13 protein-coding genes are annotated in these 16,053 nt (G+C 71.5%); 8 read left to right on the top strand and 5 right to left on the bottom strand.

All coding sequences use genetic code 11. The features are described from left to right. Positions 1 to 57 precede the first annotated feature (57 nt). Positions 58 to 1,920, bottom strand: coding sequence for an alpha/beta hydrolase domain-containing protein (locus CcI49_RS36005; protein WP_076834017.1), 1,863 nt, complete (start codon positions 1,918 to 1,920; stop codon positions 58 to 60). A gap of 164 nt (positions 1,921 to 2,084) precedes the next feature. Here CcI49_RS36005 and CcI49_RS36000 point away from each other — a divergent pair, with 164 nt between their 5' ends. Then, positions 2,085 to 2,717, top strand: a complete 633-nt coding sequence (locus CcI49_RS36000) for a biliverdin-producing heme oxygenase (RefSeq protein ID WP_054570023.1) — start codon at positions 2,085 to 2,087, stop codon at positions 2,715 to 2,717. A 55-nt stretch (positions 2,718 to 2,772) separates the two neighbouring features. Here CcI49_RS36000 and CcI49_RS35995 read toward each other — a convergent pair whose 3' ends face one another. The 3 genes from CcI49_RS35995 to CcI49_RS35985 all read right to left on the bottom strand — a co-directional run bounded on the left by CcI49_RS35995 (position 2,773) and on the right by CcI49_RS35985 (position 5,843). Then, positions 2,773 to 3,669 carry a pyridoxamine 5'-phosphate oxidase family protein gene (locus CcI49_RS35995; RefSeq protein WP_131831275.1) on the bottom strand — a complete coding sequence of 299 codons (897 nt, stop codon included), beginning with the start codon at positions 3,667 to 3,669 and terminating at the stop codon, positions 2,773 to 2,775. Positions 3,670 to 3,678: 9 nt separating this feature from the next. Further along, on the bottom strand, positions 3,679 to 4,755 hold the full coding sequence (gap, locus tag CcI49_RS35990) for a type I glyceraldehyde-3-phosphate dehydrogenase (RefSeq protein WP_083749925.1): 1,077 nt from the start codon (positions 4,753 to 4,755) through the stop codon (positions 3,679 to 3,681). A 110-nt stretch (positions 4,756 to 4,865) separates the two neighbouring features. After that, positions 4,866 to 5,843 carry a helix-turn-helix domain-containing protein gene (locus CcI49_RS35985; RefSeq protein WP_076834014.1) on the bottom strand — a complete coding sequence of 326 codons (978 nt, stop codon included), beginning with the start codon at positions 5,841 to 5,843 and terminating at the stop codon, positions 4,866 to 4,868. 735 nt (positions 5,844 to 6,578) lie between these two features. On the opposite strand from CcI49_RS35985, the gene CcI49_RS35980 reads away from it, so the two are divergent. The 7 genes from CcI49_RS35980 to CcI49_RS35950 all read left to right on the top strand — a co-directional run bounded on the left by CcI49_RS35980 (position 6,579) and on the right by CcI49_RS35950 (position 15,466). Beyond that, positions 6,579 to 8,090, top strand: a complete 1,512-nt coding sequence (locus CcI49_RS35980) for a 4-hydroxyphenylacetate 3-hydroxylase family protein (RefSeq protein WP_054570024.1) — start codon at positions 6,579 to 6,581, stop codon at positions 8,088 to 8,090. Continuing rightward, positions 8,090 to 8,623: a flavin reductase family protein gene (locus CcI49_RS35975; protein ID WP_054570025.1), complete on the top strand. Its 534-nt coding sequence runs from the start codon at positions 8,090 to 8,092 to the stop codon at positions 8,621 to 8,623. The genes CcI49_RS35980 and CcI49_RS35975 overlap by 1 nt, the downstream gene beginning before the upstream one ends. Before the next feature lie 214 nt (positions 8,624 to 8,837). Next, positions 8,838 to 10,577, top strand: a complete 1,740-nt coding sequence (locus CcI49_RS35970; RefSeq protein WP_131831274.1) for an AMP-binding protein — start codon at positions 8,838 to 8,840, stop codon at positions 10,575 to 10,577. Between the two features lie 11 nt (positions 10,578 to 10,588). Further along, positions 10,589 to 12,157 (top strand): FAD/NAD(P)-binding protein, encoded by a 1,569-nt coding sequence (locus tag CcI49_RS35965; RefSeq protein WP_158230869.1) that lies wholly within the window; start codon positions 10,589 to 10,591, stop codon positions 12,155 to 12,157. A gap of 43 nt (positions 12,158 to 12,200) precedes the next feature. Beyond that, positions 12,201 to 13,061 carry a class II aldolase/adducin family protein gene (locus CcI49_RS35960; protein ID WP_083473755.1) on the top strand — a complete coding sequence of 287 codons (861 nt, stop codon included), beginning with the start codon at positions 12,201 to 12,203 and terminating at the stop codon, positions 13,059 to 13,061. 120 nt (positions 13,062 to 13,181) lie between these two features. Continuing rightward, the gene (locus CcI49_RS35955; protein ID WP_054569966.1) at positions 13,182 to 13,949 is read left to right on the top strand and encodes a class I SAM-dependent methyltransferase; all 768 of its coding nucleotides are present in this window, start codon (positions 13,182 to 13,184) and stop codon (positions 13,947 to 13,949) included. Positions 13,950 to 14,194: 245 nt separating this feature from the next. After that, entirely contained in the window at positions 14,195 to 15,466 is a 1,272-nt protein-coding gene (locus CcI49_RS35950; protein ID WP_083473756.1) for a prephenate dehydrogenase, read from the top strand. A gap of 143 nt (positions 15,467 to 15,609) precedes the next feature. On the opposite strand, the gene CcI49_RS35945 is transcribed toward CcI49_RS35950, so the two are convergent. Further along, entirely contained in the window at positions 15,610 to 16,026 is a 417-nt protein-coding gene (locus CcI49_RS35945) for a chorismate mutase (protein ID WP_076834010.1), read from the bottom strand. Positions 16,027 to 16,053: the final 27 nt, after the last annotated feature.

Genomic DNA, 16,053 nt, shown 5'->3' with positions numbered 1-16,053 from the left:
CCTCGCCGGCGATCGTGGGCCGGCAGATCCGCACCGCTCCCAGAGGACTCCGATCGATCAGGAATCAGCAGCCCGGTCGTAGGCGGCGAGTGCCTCGCCCACGGTGGCCTCCACGTCCTCTGCCAGCAGGAACCGGGCCGCGACGAGCCGCTCCGCCGCGGCCCGCACGGCTGACTCGTAGTCGTCGCGGCCCGCGAAGGCGGGCGGGCCGGTGAGCAGGGGCAGCCTGCTGCCGAGGAACTCGTACAGCGGGTTCGGGAGGCCGGGAACCGGCCGGCGAGGATTCCACCCGGTGTAGGCGGCCACCGGTACCGCGACGGCCGGCAACGCCACCCCGGCGATCTCGTTGCCGCCGGCGTCGATCGCCGGGACGATCGCGGGTCTCGCGGCGCCGAGCCGCAACGGCCAACGCCCGACGCCGGCCGCAGCCTGCGGGCCCAGGTCGACATCCCGGGTGATGTTGAGGGCGTCCAGGTCGGGCACCGCCGCGCCGGCAGCGGCGAAACGTTCGAGAACCTCTGCGCGGGTGGTGGCCGTTCCGTCGGTGTGGCGGGGCACCTCGCTCGGTGGGGGCTCGACGCCGTCGCAGGCCCACTGCACGAGCGCGACGAACAACGCGCGCAGGACCGGTCCGACGTCGTGGTCGTGGACCGGATTCGCCGCCGGCATCAGCTCCTTCAGCGCGGTCGGCATCGCGCCGAAGTGGTCGGTGCCGGCCAGCAGGTAGACCCGCGCGTCGGGGTCGTCGGGCAGGTCGTCGCCGGTGTCGGAGTCGACGTGCACCAGCGCGCCGTCGCCCCGCCAGTACTCCCACGAGCTGTTGGTCAGGAACAGTTTCGGGACGGCGCCGAGTGCGCGCTGCGGTTCGAGCAGGCCGGTGGTGTCGTACGGCGGCAGGTTCGGGAAACCGAGCGGATGGGTCAGCGACGGCTGGGCGTACCGGTGGTTGAACTCGCCCCGCCGGGCACCGGCGATGTGGGCGAGGACGCCGTCGAAGACCGCCGCGCCGCCCTCGTCGACGTTGCGGCCCTCGTGCAGGAACTGGCGCAGGAACCGGCCCGACTGCGAGACGCCGTACCCGAACGCGTGGGTGAACGAGCCGTCGCGGCGCAGCCACGACACGGCGTCGCGCACCGCGAGCAGCCCGGTGCCGACGACCGGGCACAGCGACGTCCGGTAGGTCAGCGTGTACCAGTGGAAGGCCTGGAATCCGCCGTCGAGCGCCACCGTCCGCTCGTCGACGAACCGCCAGCGTTCACGTTCGATGAGGCGCGGCGGCGCGTCCGGAGCCAGCTGCTCGGTGAGGAGCGCCTGCGGATCGTCGATGTCGGCGGTCGGGTATTCGGTGAAGGTGAAGAACAGCGACGAGTCGGACAGGGCGTGCGTGCCCTGGTCCGTGTCGGGCCGGAACTCCACCCGGATCCGTCCCGGCTCGACGCCGGCCGCGGTCGGTGCGCGCAGGCCGATGCCGGCGATACCGGCAACACCTGTGGTGCCCATGGTCCCGGCGTCGCCGCGGGTGATGTCCCACTGCCAGCCGCACCAGGCGATCGTCCAGCCCTCGGCGAGCAGGAAGCCGTCGCCCGGGTCGAGCCCGCCCAGGGCGGCGATCTGCATCAGCGGCGTTCCCGCGGAGAAGGGCACCCCGCCGAGCAGGCCGCGGTTGGCGACGACGAACAGCAGCCGGCCGTTGCCACCCCGCCCGCGCGGGCGGAGCAGGCGCAGGTCCGCGTCGAAGCGCACCAGGCCGTCGGGGCCGGCCGCCCGTTCGAGGTCGACGATCCCGTGGTTGGCCGCCGCGCGCGGGTCGACGGCGAAGTCGGCTACGGCGGACACGGCCTCGTAGGAGCCGTGTGGCCCCCAGAGCCGCCCTTCCGCGAACGGGCGGACGCTCTCGTCTCGAAGGCCGGTCAACCCCACACCGGGATCGTGACATACCGGGCAGCAATCGGGTGGGAGCCGCAGGGGCGAACCGGGCCCCGGGATGACGGCAGCCGCCGCACCAGCGTGGGCAAGAGTCCGAATCCGGCTGCGCGGGCCGCCCGCCTCGCTACGCTGACCAGGTGGACACTCAGGCGGTGCACGTGGACGCTTCGGCGGCGAACTCCGACTCCGTGATCGCGAGCGATCCCACCGGCTCACTCGGTGACGGCGACATCATGCTGCGCCTGCGCCGTGCCACGGCGATGGCGCACGCACGGGTCGAGGCCTGCGTCGGGCTGGACGATCCAGAAATCCCGCAGGCACGTTACCGCGAGGTGATGATCGCCTTCTACCGCCTCCACCTGGTGCTCGAACCGCGCCTTGACACGTTGTTCCACGAATTTGAAGATCCACTGCTGGACTGGCCGGGGCGCCACAAGCTCGGCAGCCTGATCCAGGACCTGCACGCCCTCGGCGTGGCACCAGACATGCTGACGGCACTCCCGGCGACGGCGGTCCCCGCCATGGACGACGTGGCCGCCGGGTTCGGCGCCCTTTACGTCACCGAGGGCGCGACCCTCGGCGGCCAGCTGATCGCGCGCTACCTGGGCGCCCGGGCCGACCTGGCCGGCGCCTACTCCTACTTCACCCCGTACGGGGACCAGGTCGGCCGCCGCTGGCGTGACCTGCGCATGGTCCTGCGCCAGTGGGTGGGCACGGACGAGACACGGGCGGAAGCGGTCGTCACGGCGGCGCTGGCCACGTTCCTCGCCTTCGAGGCCGCCCTCAACTGACCGGGCCGGTCGGCGACAGCGCTGGTCGGCGACAGCGCTGGTCGGCAGCCGGCCGTCAGTGGTCGAGCGCCTGCCACCGCAGCGGGGTCGCAGCGTCGACGCGGGTCACCTGGTCGATCTCGAAGTAGACCACGCGCAACGCACCGGGCCGGTCCGCCGCGTGCTCGGGGTCCCAGTCGATGCCGCAGTGGCCGGTCAGGTGCAGGGTGTCGCCGGTCTCCCAGCGGACGAACAGCAGCCCGGCGCGGTCGTCCAGCACGACGTTGCCGAGCGTCATGTAGAAGGAGTTACCGAGGTAGTCGGGCCAGCTCAGCCTGGTCGGGCTCTCCACCGTGACGAATCCGGGCGGGCCGCCCCGGTGTGACGCGTCGGCCCCGAGGTCATCCGTCCGGCTGGCGATGAAGAAGGTGTCGGCTTCCTGGATCCAGCGGCACTCGTCGACGGCGAGGGCCGTCCGGCGGGCGTTCTCCGGACGCGGTCGCACCTCCCCGGAGACGACGTCGACGACGACCCGCCGGTTGATGTACTTGGGGCAGTTGCCCAGCACCTGGTCGGTCCGCACCTCGAGGGTGTCTCCGGCTCGGCGCGCCCGACCGTTCAGCCGGATCCGGCGCCGCCGCGCGAAGTCGATGGAGAGCATGCCGATGCTGGTCTCGCTCTCGAACGCACCGCGCAGCGGGTCACCCGGTGGCGGGAGGGCATGCAGCACCACCGACTGGGCGCTGGTGGCCTCGGCGAAGCCCACCCCGCCGGCGATCATGGTCGACCAGACCGCGCCGTCGGGGTCACCGGCGCCGATGAAGACCATCGGCTGCCGGTGGAGGAAGTCCGCGAAGGCCCAGGAGATCGTGCCGTCGAACATGGGCGAGCCCCAGGCCTCATGGCCCTCGCCGGCGCGGCGCTGGACCATCTGCTCGCCGCGATGGGCCTGGCCAGGTCGTGAAGCTTCCACTGGACGTCCTCAGCTGGCGGCGCTGACCGCCGAGCCGGCGGTAGCGCGGGCGGTGGCGTCGGCAGCAGCGCCGACAGCGGTGCCTGCGGCGGTGCCGACGAGCGAGACGGTGTCGACCAGCCGGTTGGAGAAGCCCCACTCGTTGTCGTACCAGCCGACGACCTTGAGCGTGCCGCCGACCAGTGTGGTGAGCCCGCCGTCGATGATGCAGGACGCCGGATTGGTGACGATGTCACTCGAGACGATCGGCGCCTCGGTGTACTCGAGGATTCCGGCGAGCGGGCCCTTGGCCGCGGCGCGCAGGGCGCTGTTGACCTCCTCGACCGACGTCGGGCGGCTGACCGTGACCGTGAGATCGGTCGCCGAGCCGGTGACGACCGGCACCCGCAGCGCGAACCCGGTGAGGCGCCCGTCCAGCTCGGGGAGCACCCGGCCGATCGCGGTCGCCGCGCCGCTGCTGGTCGGCACGATGTTCTGGGTGGCCGCGCGGGCCCGGCGCAGGTCACGGTGCGGGCCGTCCTGCAGGTTCTGGTCCTGGGTGAAGGCGTGCACGGTGGTCATGGCCCCGTGGTCGATGCCCACCGCCTCGTTTATCACCTTTGCCATCGGCGCCAGGCAGTTCGTGGTGCAGGAGGCGTTGGAGATGATGTCGTGCCGGTCCGGGTCGTACTGGTGGTGGTTGACGCCGTAGACGAGGGTGATGTCCTCACCGGTGGCCGGGGCCGAAATGATCACCTTCCGTGCACCCGCCTCGAGGTGGCCGCGGGCAGCGCTCGCCTTGGTGAACGCACCGGTCGACTCGACGACGATTTCGACTCCGAGATCGCCCCAGGGCAGTGCGCGTGGGTCGCGTTCGGCCAGGACCAGGATCTTCCTGCCGTCGACGACGAGGCTGTCGCCGAGGGCCTCGATCTCCCCCCGGAACCGACCCAGCACAGTGTCGTAGCGCAGGAGGTGGGCCAGGGTCTCGGGGTCGGTCAGGTCGTTGACCGCGACGACCTCGAGGTCGGCCTGCCGGTCCAGGACCGCCCGAAAGAAGCTCCGGCCGATCCGCCCGAAGCCGTTGATCGCAATCTTTGTCGTCATTCGATCCCATTTCTCGCCGGTCTGGCCCCCGCGCGGGTGCGTCCGAGGGTCGTGGTCGGGACAACGCCTGGAAGGCCGTGCGGTCGCGGCACTGGGCGACCGGTTGCATACTAACAAGTTGGTTGGGAACATGTCGCGGCGTTGTGGCGGCACTGCCTGGGGGTGATTCCGTAGTGATCCCGGAAGGCGCGGCTGAAATGCGAGCTTCCCCGCAGACCGTGCCGTTCGCCGATCCGGGCGACGGAGACCGCGGCCAGCCGGGGGTCCTCCAGATCCGCGCGGGCACGGGCCAGCCGCTCGCGCCGGATCCAGGTGGACGGGCCGACGCCCTCGTCCGCGAAGAGCTTCTGGAGGTACCGCACCGAGATCCGGTGCCGCTGGGCGAGTGCGGCGGGTGAGAGCGACTCCTCGGCCAGATGCTCACGGGCGTAAAGCTGTATGCGCTCCAGCAGGTCGTGGCGCACGCTCCGCTCGACCTGCCCGACCGTCAGCTCCAGGACGAACCGCTCGATGAGGGCGGCCAGACCGTCGACGAGCGGCTGCGCACCGGCGACCACCACCCCGGCCATGTGATAGCCGAGGATGGTGAGCAGCCGCGACAGCGTCGCGACCGTGCCCGGCGTCGCGGCCATGCCCGGCGCGCTGCCCCAGTGCCGCGCGGCAAGCAGGGCCGCGGTCGCCGGGTGCAGACCGAGCCGGTCCCGGCTGACCACGATCGCGGTCAGGCTGAACCGCTCCGGCATGATCAGGCTGTACGGGTTCGCCCCGTCGAACGCCACCAGGTCGCCGGCACCCACGACGGCGACCCGCCCATACTGATGCACCTCGACGAGCCCGGAACCCACCTGACAGAAGTAGAAGCCACGGTCCCGGGTCGTCGCCGGCGGGGGCGCGTAGGTGATCTCAAGCGGGTCGGCGGACATCGTCACGGCACCCAACGCACCGAAACTGCCACTCGCTATCCGGCCCACGTACCGGCCCGACGTCCGGTTCGTCACGGCCACCGGCCCGCAGACGGCACGGACGTGATGACGCCAGTTCTCAAACGCGTCGTCGCCCCACCCCTCCCAGGTTCTCAGCAGGTCCACTGTGATTCCCGAAGATTCATCACGTTCGCCGATCTCGGTCGAAACCCAAATGTTCTGCACCTGGAGAGGAACGGAGAAGCCCGTCCGAAGAAAGCCGGCCAGAAGCTGCTTTCCGGTTGACCGCGCGCGAGCCCGGCGGCCCGGAGATGGCGGCAATGCTGCCATGGGACACGAACGGCCATCGATCGAAACGGCCGCCCCGAAAACGCACGCCAGGCGCTACGGCAGGTCCTGGGCACCTGTCGCCGGGTACGTAAGCTCAGCAGAATTCTTGTGGCGCGGCGTCGGGCGAGTCAACCCCGCGAGCCCCAGGCCGCGGTGTCGCGCGGCGGACATGGCACGATTCCGATGAACAGCGCCCGAGCAAGCGGCCGAGGCCACCAGGAAGAACCAGACGGTGGCCGGTGATCGGAGCCGGAACGGTAGTTCGGACAACCATCGCAAGAAGTGACTCACATAACAGATCAACATTCGTTTACCGCTACCATCGGCCCAGTTCGTGAATCGACAAAATCCGGTGCGCATTATCGGCGGACGAGGCCTCGGCACGCCACTACATTGATCACACCAACCGCCCGGTTGGCCGCGTGAGATCTGCTGTGGATTCGCCGAGGAACAGGAAAGAGGTCAACCTCGATGACCACCGAGGTAAAAATCGACGGGCCCGCCGTCACGCCGACCGAAACCGCCGGTACCGCCGGTAACGCCGCCACCGCCGGCCATGCCGGAACCGCACTGCCCACCAACCCGCCGAACGACCTGCTCACCGGGGATGCCTACCTGGAAAGCCTGCGCGACGGCCGGGAGGTCTACCTCTACGGCGAGAAGGTCGCCGACGTCACCGCGCATCCCGCTTTCCGGGAGGCCGCCCGGTCCACCGCGCATCTGTACGACGCCCTGCATGACCCGAGCAGCCAGGACCTGATGACGACGGTCGACCGGTACACCGGCGCGCGGGTCCACCGGTTCTTCACCCCGAGCCACTCGGCCGAGGAACTGCTGGCCGCGCGCGACGCCATCGAGCACTGGGCCCGGCTCAGCTACGGATTCATGAACCGCACGCCGGACTACAAGGCGTCGTTCATGGCCGGCCTGGCCGTCACCCAGGACTTCTATGAGCCCTTCAGCTCCAGCGCGCGCGGCTGGTACGAGCGATACGCCCGCCGGGGCCTGTCCATCAGCCATGTCATCGTGAACCCGCCCGTCGACCGCAACCGGCCGGCGCACGACATCCGCGACGTCTACCTGCGGGTCGTCGAGGAACGCGACGGCGGCATCGTGGTCAGCGGCGCGAAGCTGATGGGCACCGCCGCGGCCCTGACCCACGCCTCGTTCGTCGGCCAGATCCATCTGGCGAACCTGGAGGCGGGCAAGGCCGACGACATGGCCCTCGCCTTCATCGCGCCGCTGAACACCCCGGGGATGAAGGTCATCTGCCGCCCGTCCTACGAGCGGAAGGCGAACAGCCCCTACGACAACCCGCTGTCGGCACGCTTCGACGAGAACGACTCGGTGCTCGTCTTCGACCGTGCGTTCATCCCCTGGGAGAACATCCTCATCTACCGGGACACGGAGAAGATCCACCAGTATTTCCCCCGGTCGGGACTGCTCAGCCGCGGCTTCTTCCAGGGCGCCATCAGGATGGCCGTCAAGCTGGAGTTCATGGCCGGCCTGCTGGACCGGGGCACCCGCCTGAACGGAACGCACGAGTTCCGGGGAGTGCGGGCCGGGCTCGGCGAACTGCTCGCCTGGCGCCATCTCACCTGGGCCGTCACCACCGCCATGGCGACGGATCCCGAGCCCGGCCCGGGCGGGACGGTCCTGCCCCGGATGGACTACTCGGCCGGTTACCGCGCGCTGGCACCGCTGAGCTGGGACCGCACCCACGCCTTCTTCGAGGAGCACCTGGCCGCGGCGCTGCTGATGACGCCGGCCAGCGCCGACGACATGCGCAACGAGGAGCTGCGGCCGCTCATCGACCGCTACTACCGCGGGTCCGCCGGCACAGCCGAGGAGCGGGTCAAGCTCTTCAAGCTCGCCTGGGACGCGATCGGCTCCGAGTTCGGCGGCCGGCACGAGCTGTACGAGCGCAACTACGCCGGCGGTCCGGACCAGGTGCGCCTGGACACCCTCGACTGGTCACGGGGGAAGGGCCTGCTCGACGAGTACGGCGCCTTCGTCCAGCAGTGCATGGACGACTACGACCTGGACGGATGGCGGCGCGGCCGCTGGTCCGGCGAGCACTGATGAACGGAAACGACCTGCGCCAGGTGATGCGCTCGTTCGCGACCGGTGTCTGCGTCATCACCACCTGTCGCAACGGCCCGGACGGCCGCCGTCACGACGCCATGACGGCGAACTCGCTGCAGTCGCTTTCCCTGGACCCGCCGCTGGTCTCGCTGTCCTTCGCCAGAGACTCCCGGTTCCTCGCCGATCTGCTGGCCTCCCACGTGTGGGCGGTGTCGATTCTCGGCGAAGGGCAGGAGGAGCTGGCACGGCAGTTCGCCCGCGGGCGCGCCGCCAGGGAGGGCGACGTCACGACGCTGGTCACCGGTACGGGGCCGCGGACCGGGGCGGCGGTTGTCGGTTCCGCCAGCTGGCTCGAATGCGTGTACACCAGCCACCTCGATGTCGGCGATCACGTTCTGGTCATCGGGGAGGTAGTCGCGGTTGACGCGACCGCGAACACCGAACCGCTCATCTTCGTCCACGGCACCTACCACAGCCTCGGGAAGGCGACTCGCCAGGAGAAGGGCACACCGGCGGCCGCCTTCCGATAAGCCGGCCGGCGGCCTGGCCGCAGCCCGGCCGAGAACCCCACATACACCGCGTGAGATATCGCGCGAACCGCGATGACCTCACGGTCTGGCTGGAGTGCTTCCGCCGTTGCCGACCGAGAGGTCCACCCAGCTCCAGACGTGGTCGCGGATGGGTGGCCGGTTACCGACCGGCCACCCATCCGCCCCTAAACCAAGGAAAGTCGCAGACCGCCCGATGAGTATGCAACCCGGCGTCGACACTGTTTCCCCCTCTCCTCCAGTCACTGTTCTTCCGGCCGTCCTCGACGGCGGGCGGGCCGTGGAACCGACCCTGTGGAACATCGGCGCGGCGCTCGCCAGGGCCGCACGCACCCCCGGGCCAGGCCGGATCGAGTACCTGCGCGCCGACGGCACCCGACTGCGCCAGGACTACCCTGCGCTGCTCGAGCAGGCCGGCCGCCTGCTCGGCGGCCTGCGGCAGGCGGCCGAGCAGGCGGCCCGCGGCGAGGGCTCGGGTGCCGGGCTCGTGCCAGGCGCCACCGTGGTCCTGCAGATCAGCAACGAGCCGGACCTCCTCGCCGCGTTCTGGGCCTGTGTCCTGGGCGGCTACGTGCCGGTCCCGGTCCGTTCGGTGGGCGGCGAGCGGGACCGGCCCGAGACCGAGCAGGTCCTGCTCGCCGTCTGCGACCTGCTCGACGATCCCTGGGTCGTCACGGGCCGGACCGGCGGGCGCACGGGCAGACCGCCGGCGGGCCGCTGGCTCGGCGACGTCGAGGACCTCGCCGTGCTGCTGCTGACCTCGGGCAGCACCGGCCGACCCAAGGCGGTCATGCTCACCCACCGCAACATCCTCAGCAGGTGCGCGGCGACCGCCGCCGTGAACGGCCTGACCCCCGGCGAGCGGTCGTTCAACTGGATGCCCCTGGACCACGTCGGCGGCCTGGTGATGTTCCATGTGCGGGACGTCTACCTTCGCTGTACCCAGGTGCACGCGCCGATGCGGTGGATCCTCGCCGATCCCACCCGGTGGCTGGACGGCATGCACACCCACCGCAGCACCGTCACCTGGGCTCCCAACTTCGCCTTCGGCCTGGTGGTCGACCACGCCGCACAGCTGCGTGACCGCCGGTGGGATCTGAGCTCGCTGCGCTACATCATGAACGGCGGGGAGCCGGTGAAGCCGCGCACCGCGGCCCGGTTCCTGTCCCTGCTGGCGCGGCACGGCCTGCCCTCGAGCGCCATGTACCCCGGCTGGGGCATGTCCGAGACCTCCTCCGGAGTCGTCGACCGGATCTTCGACCCGCTCGCCGACGAGCGGTTCGTCAGCGTCGGCAGGCCGCATCCCGGGGTGCGGCTGCGCGTCGTCGACGAGGGCCAGCAGATCGTCGAGCAGGGACGGATCGGGCGCCTGCAGGTCGACGGCGAACCGATCACCGCCGGGTACTTCAACAACCCGGCGCAGAACCGGCAGTCGTTCACCGACGACGGCTGGTTCCGGACCGGCGACCTCGCCTACATCGTCGACGGCCTGCTGACCGTGACCGGACGGCTCGACGACCTCGTGGAGGTCGGCGACGTCACGTATCACGGGCATGAGATCGAGTCCGCCGTCGAGGAGCTCGGTCTCGCCGAGCCGTCCTACGTCGTGGCCTGCTCCGTGCCGGCTCCGCACACCTCCGGGCGTGACCGGCTCACCGTGGCGGTTCGGCTGCGCGACGGCGTCCAGGCCGACACCGCGACCAGGGCGATCCGCGAGCTGATCCACCGCCGCTTCGGCGGGCTCGAGGCGGACGTGCTCCCGGTCGAGCGCGAGGCCATCCCGAAGACCGGCATCGGCAAGCCGCGGCGCGCGGAGCTGCGTGACCGTCTGGTGGCCGCCCGCCTGACGGCGTCGGACCGACCACCCGGATCAGACCAGCCACGCAGCTCGAACCAGCCACGCAGCTCGGACCAGCCACGCGGACGGGAGGCGTGATGGATACCGTCATGTCGCGCAGCGCCGGCGGGACGGTCGCCACCAGGCGCCGTGCCCGGCTGCTGCGCACCATGGACATCGGGATCGTGGGTGCCGGCGCCGCCGCCGTGTGCCTGCTCGACGCGCTGTCCCAGGCGGACAGCCCCGTGGGCCGCGTCACCGTGTTCGACCCGGTGGCCCGGCCGTGGCGCGGCCGCCCGTACGCCGCCGACGTGCCCGCCGCCCGTGTCAACGCGGTCCCGCGGGAGATGTCGATCCGGCACGGCGACCCGGATCACTTCGCGCGCTGGCTGCGGCAGTCCGGCCACCTGGTGGCGCCCGACCCACGGACCGGCACACCGTTCGTGGCCCGGGCCGTCTACGGGGACTACCTCGCCGACAGCGCCGCGGCCGCCATCGCACTGCTACGGGAACGCGGCTGGCAGGTGGCCCTGGAGCGGACCGTCGTCACGGCCGCGGTGCTGGCCGACGAGCGGGTGGTGCTGCGGACGGCGAAAGGCCGCCATCACGCGGCGGACTACACCGTGCTGTGCGTCGGGGTCGGGCGCCCGCACGACTCCTACGCCCTGCGGGGCCGCCCGGGATTCGTGGCCGACCCGTACCCGCTCGCGCGCAGCCTCCCCGCCATCCACCCGGAGGCGCACGTCGCCGTCCTGGGCAGCGGCCTCACCGCGGTGGACACCGTCCTCGGGCTGACCGCGCAGGGCCATCAGGGGCCGATCAGCCTGGTGTCCCGGCACGGGGTCCTGCCCGCGGTCCGGCAGCGGCCGGTGGACGTCGAGCTACGGCACTTCACCCCGGAGCGGCTGCGGGCCTGGGCACGGCGTGGCGATCCCGTCCCGCTGGCCCGTCTCGTCGATCTCATGCGGCGCGAGCTCGCCGACGGCGGGCACGACGAGCCGAGGCTGGCCGAGGAGATCTTCGGCCTCGGCCGCCAGGGTCCGGTGGACCGGCTGCGGCGCCAGCTCACCGAGGTCGACGACCCCGACCTCGGCCTGCGCGTCCTGCAGCGCGCGGTACCCGAGACCGGCCCGGACGTCTGGCCGCTGCTGTCACCTGCCGACCGGACGCACATTCTCACTCATCACTACCGGGCGCTGATGAGCCTGTGCTGCCCGATGCCGCCGAGCACCGCCGTCACCCTGCTCGCCCTCGCGGACGCCGGGCAGCTGCGGATCCGGTCCGGGCTGCACGGCGTGCGGCAGCGTGCCGGTGGCGGTTTCACCCTTGCCACCGCCCACGAGGACCTTTCCTGCGACACGCTGGTCAACGCGGTCAGCCCGCCGGCCCACCGCATCCCGGTGCAGGCACGCGCGCTGGTCGCCTCGCTCGTCGCGGCCGGTGCCGCCGCGGCCCACCCGCACGGCGGGCTGGCCGTCGAACGCGCGACCAGCCGGCTCACCGTCGAGGGCCGGCCCAGCACCCGCCTGCACGCGCTGGGCGACCTCGCGGCCGGGTCGCTGTTCTTCACCTTCGGCATCCCGTCGCTGGTCGACCGCGGCGCCGACATCACCCAGGCCATGATCACCCACGCCGAGCTCGCCGACCGTACCTCGCCGCGTGTCCTCGCCCTGCGCTGACCGCGGCCGCCCAGGACAGACCACACATCCACGGAGGATCCACATGACCACCGCCGAGATCGACCGCGGCCCCGACGCCGGCACCGCCGCCGACCCCGCTGCCGCTGTTGCCTCCCGCCCCGGCTACCTCGCCGACACCGCCACCGGGCTGCCGATGCCCTCCGAACCGAGCTTCGCCTCCGTCGACGACGCCCGCCGACACCACCGGCAGCGGCTGGCGGCCGCGCTGCGGCTGTTCGGTCGGTACGGCTTCGGAGAGGGAGTCTCCGGCCACATCTCGGTACGCGATCCGGGTGATCACGACCTGTTCTGGGTCAATCCGTTCGGGGTCTCGTTCAGCCAGGTCCGGGTGCGCGACCTGATCTGCGTCGACCTGACCGGCCGGGTCGTGCGCGGCGACCACCCGGTCAACCCGAGCGCGTTCGCCATCCACTCCCGCATCCACCGGCTGCGGCCGGACGCGGTCGCGGCCGCGCACGCCCACACCACCCACACCCGCGCGCTCGGGGCCATCGGTGAGCTGCTCGAACCGATCAACCAGGAGGCCGCGGCCTTCTATCAGGACCAGGTGTACTTCGACGGCTACGACGGCCCGTCCGTCGCGGTCGAGCAGGGCCAGCGGATCGCGGACGAGCTCGGGCCGCGCCGGGCGATCCTGCTTCGCCACCACGGACTGATCACCGTCGGGGGCTCGGTGGACGAGGCCGTCCACTGGTTCCTCACCTATGACGCCTGCGCGCGGGTCCAGCTGCTGGCCCGCGCCGCCGGCCGGACCCGACCGATGGACCACGAGCAGGCCACAGCCGCGCGCGCCGGCTTCGGTGACACCCAGCTCGGCTGGTTCAGTTTCCAGCTGCTCTGGGACGAGATCACCGCCGAACAGCCCGACCTGCTCGACGAATAGCGGCCAGGAACGGGTGGCGGCCCGGCCCGGCCGCCCACCGCCGCCATCCCACTGCCGTCCGGCCCTGCCCCTTCATCACTGCCATCCATCACCCAGGACCACGCGGAAAGGTGACAGGGAGTGTCAACCTTCGAGTTCCCCGGCCGCTATTACGAAGTCATGCGGCGAAGCTTTCGGGATCTGGACGCTGAGACCACATTTCTCGGTGGGCTGCTTCCCGCGCGCGGCCGTATCTTGGATCTGGGCTGCGGCACCGGTACCAACCTACGGGCCTTGGCCGCTCTCGGCCATACCGGGGTCGGCGTCGATCGCAGCACGACCTTCATCCATCACGCCAAAAACGCCGGTGGTCCCGGCATCAGCTATATCTGTGAAGACCTGGCCCGCTTCGACACCGAGGAAAGCTTCGATCTCGTCTACTGCGTCTTCGCCACGCTGAACCTCCTGCCGCGTGAGAATCTGGGCCACCTTCTCACCGCGGCGGCACGCTGGCTGCGCCCGGGCGGGCGCCTCGTCCTCGACGTGGCGCACCTGCTCAACTTCGTCGACACCTTCCAGCCGGCGATGATCCAGCATCACCACCGCGACGACATCCTCATCACCCAACTGGCCCGGCAGTCCGTCTCACCACATCGAGCCGTCTGGCGGCACGAGGAAACGCTGCTCGTGCAGGACCGGGACGGCCGGGTGTCCCTGCACGAGAACTTCTTCGACCAGTCGGTGCTCACGCTGCCCGAGCTGGAGGGTCTGATCGGCGCCGCCGGCCTGACCGTGGTGGACCGCCTCGGCGGCTTCCGCGGCGAGCCCGCTCCCCGACACGGCCGCGGCCCCCTTGTCCTCGTGGCCGCCCATGCCGCCGGGCCCGCCGCGCCGCCGAGGTCCGGCTGAGGATTTCCGGCCCCGCCGAGGGTTCCGGACCTGCTGCGCCATCCGGATCTGCTGCGCCGTCCAGACCCGCTGCGCCATCCGGACCTGCTGTGCCATCCAGGCCTGCGTGCCGTTCAGTCCCACGGCGGCCGGCCAACCGACAACCAACCGTCCGCCGCGGCCACCCATCCGGGGCCGCGGCGGACTCGCGCCACGGACCCATCAGGAACGCGCGACGGAGCACGTCGCGGATGCAAGGAGCTGCCATGACGCTGACCAATGCCGAGAAGCCGCTGGCCCGAGGGCAGGCATCGACCCCCATCACCGCGGGGCTGGGAACCGTCCGCGTGGTCGGGACCGGGCTGCTCGGGACCAGTATCGGCCTCGGCCTGCGCACGGCCGGAATCCGGGTGCTGCTGGACGACGCCTCGCCGACCGCGCTGGCACTCGCCGCCGACCTCGGCGCCGGTGAGCCCGCCGCCACCCCGGCAGCGGGCGCCGTCGGCCTCGTCATCGTCGCCACCCCGCCGGATGTGACCTCCGAGGTCATCAGTGCCGAGCTGCGAAGACATCCGACGGCCACAGTGACCGACGTCGCCAGCGTCAAATCCCGGGTGATGGCCGAGCTACGCGCCCGATCCGTCGACCTGACCCGCTACGTCGGGGGCCATCCGATGGCGGGCCGGGAGCGCTCCGGGTCGATCGGGGCCAGGGGCGACCTCTTCATCGGCCGGCCCTGGATCATCTGCCCGTTCCCCGAAAGCGACCCGGGCCGGGTCGAGACCGTGCGGTGGCTGGCATACATCCTGGGAGCACATTCCCTGCTCATGGCCGCGCAGGAGCACGACGACGCGGTCGCGCTGGTCTCGCACATGCCGCAGGTCATGGCGAGCCTGGTGGCGGCCCGGCTGAGCCACGCACCCGAGCAGGCGCTGTCGGTCGCCGGCCAGGGCCTGGCCGACGTGACCCGCCTCGCCGGCAGCGATCCCGCGCTGTGGTCGCAGATCTTCTCCGCGAACGCCGCACCGCTCGTCGAGGTGCTCGAACCGCTGCGCCGAGACCTCGACAACGTGATCGCGGCGCTGCGTTCCCTGGCCACCGAGGGCGCGCCGGTGCCTGCGCAGGCGCAGCCGCCGGGCGCGGATCGCGACGACACCGCGGTTCGCGACGACCCGGACGGCAGCGCGAACACCGGGAACGGCGGGCGTCAGAAGGAACGGGGCGGGCCCAGCCAGGGCGCCCGGGTCGCGGTGGCTCGGCTGGTGTCCGACGGCAACACCGGCCGGGGGCGACTGCCCGGGAAGCACGGTGGCGCCAAGGCCGTGTACGCGTCCATCGCGGTTCTCGTGCCGGACTCGCCGGGCGCCCTCGGCGACATGCTGACCGACATCGGCAAGGCGGGGATCAACGTCGAGGAGCTGCTCCTGGAGCACTCGCCCGGCCGTGCCTGTGGGCTGCTGGAGGTTTCCGTGGTCCCGGGGGCACGCGACCGGCTCGAGGACGTCCTGACCACCCATGGTTGGCGCATCGTCGCCTGAGGAGAACCCGGGCGGGACGTCCTCGCCGCCGTTTCGCCCCGCCAACTGACCTGGCGCTTCTCGTCCAGCACGAGAAGCGCCATGTTGTCTGTTCTGGCCGGTGGCCGGTGGCTGGCGCGGTTTCGTCCGGCTGACCGGACGTGTCAGCCGGACCCGGCCGAGGCCGCGTCGCCCGGGCCCCGGCAGAGCGTGAGCAGCGCGAAGGCGAGCTGGCTGCCAGGCTGGCCGAACGCCTCGTGCCAGGACCTGATGATCTCGCTCTCCCGGGAGTACTCCACCCGCGGCCGGCCGCTCGACAGGCGGATCTCCTGGATCCGCCGCGAGATCTCGAGCCGCCGGGCGATGAGCGCGCGCAGCTCCACATCGAGGACGTCGATCACCGTCCTGCCCTCGGCGATCGAGCCCACCGTCGACACCTCGGATCTGGTGGCCGGCACGGAGACGGCACCAGGCGCCGAGGGCGCGGCGGACGCGGAGCGTGCGGACGGAGTCGCGGGGGTGGAGGGGATGGCAGGAGCGGAAGGTGTGGAGGGGATGGGGCCGGCCGCGGGCGTCGTCATCGGATGTCGTCCTCCTGTGTCCTCGTG

Origin of the sequence: Frankia sp. CcI49 (assembly GCF_001983215.1) — a bacterium.
In the GTDB taxonomy this organism is placed as follows: domain Bacteria; phylum Actinomycetota; class Actinomycetes; order Frankiales; family Frankiaceae; genus Parafrankia; species Parafrankia irregularis.
This window is presented reverse-complemented; position numbering and strand designations above follow the sequence as displayed.

What these genes read in the sequence shown, in the direction of transcription:
- CcI49_RS35950 (WP_083473756.1), top strand. Translation starts at nt 14,195, where the DNA reads ATGACGCTGACCAATGCCGAGAAGCCGCTGGCCCGAGGGCAGGCATCG.
- CcI49_RS35965 (WP_158230869.1), top strand. Translation starts at nt 10,589, where the DNA reads ATGTCGCGCAGCGCCGGCGGGACGGTCGCCACCAGGCGCCGTGCCCGG.
- gap (WP_083749925.1), bottom strand. Translation starts at nt 4,755, where the DNA reads ATGACGACAAAGATTGCGATCAACGGCTTCGGGCGGATCGGCCGGAGC.
- CcI49_RS35970 (WP_131831274.1), top strand. Translation starts at nt 8,838, where the DNA reads ATGAGTATGCAACCCGGCGTCGACACTGTTTCCCCCTCTCCTCCAGTC.
- CcI49_RS35960 (WP_083473755.1), top strand. Translation starts at nt 12,201, where the DNA reads ATGACCACCGCCGAGATCGACCGCGGCCCCGACGCCGGCACCGCCGCC.
- CcI49_RS35945 (WP_076834010.1), bottom strand. Translation starts at nt 16,026, where the DNA reads ATGACGACGCCCGCGGCCGGCCCCATCCCCTCCACACCTTCCGCTCCT.
- CcI49_RS35975 (WP_054570025.1), top strand. Translation starts at nt 8,090, where the DNA reads ATGAACGGAAACGACCTGCGCCAGGTGATGCGCTCGTTCGCGACCGGT.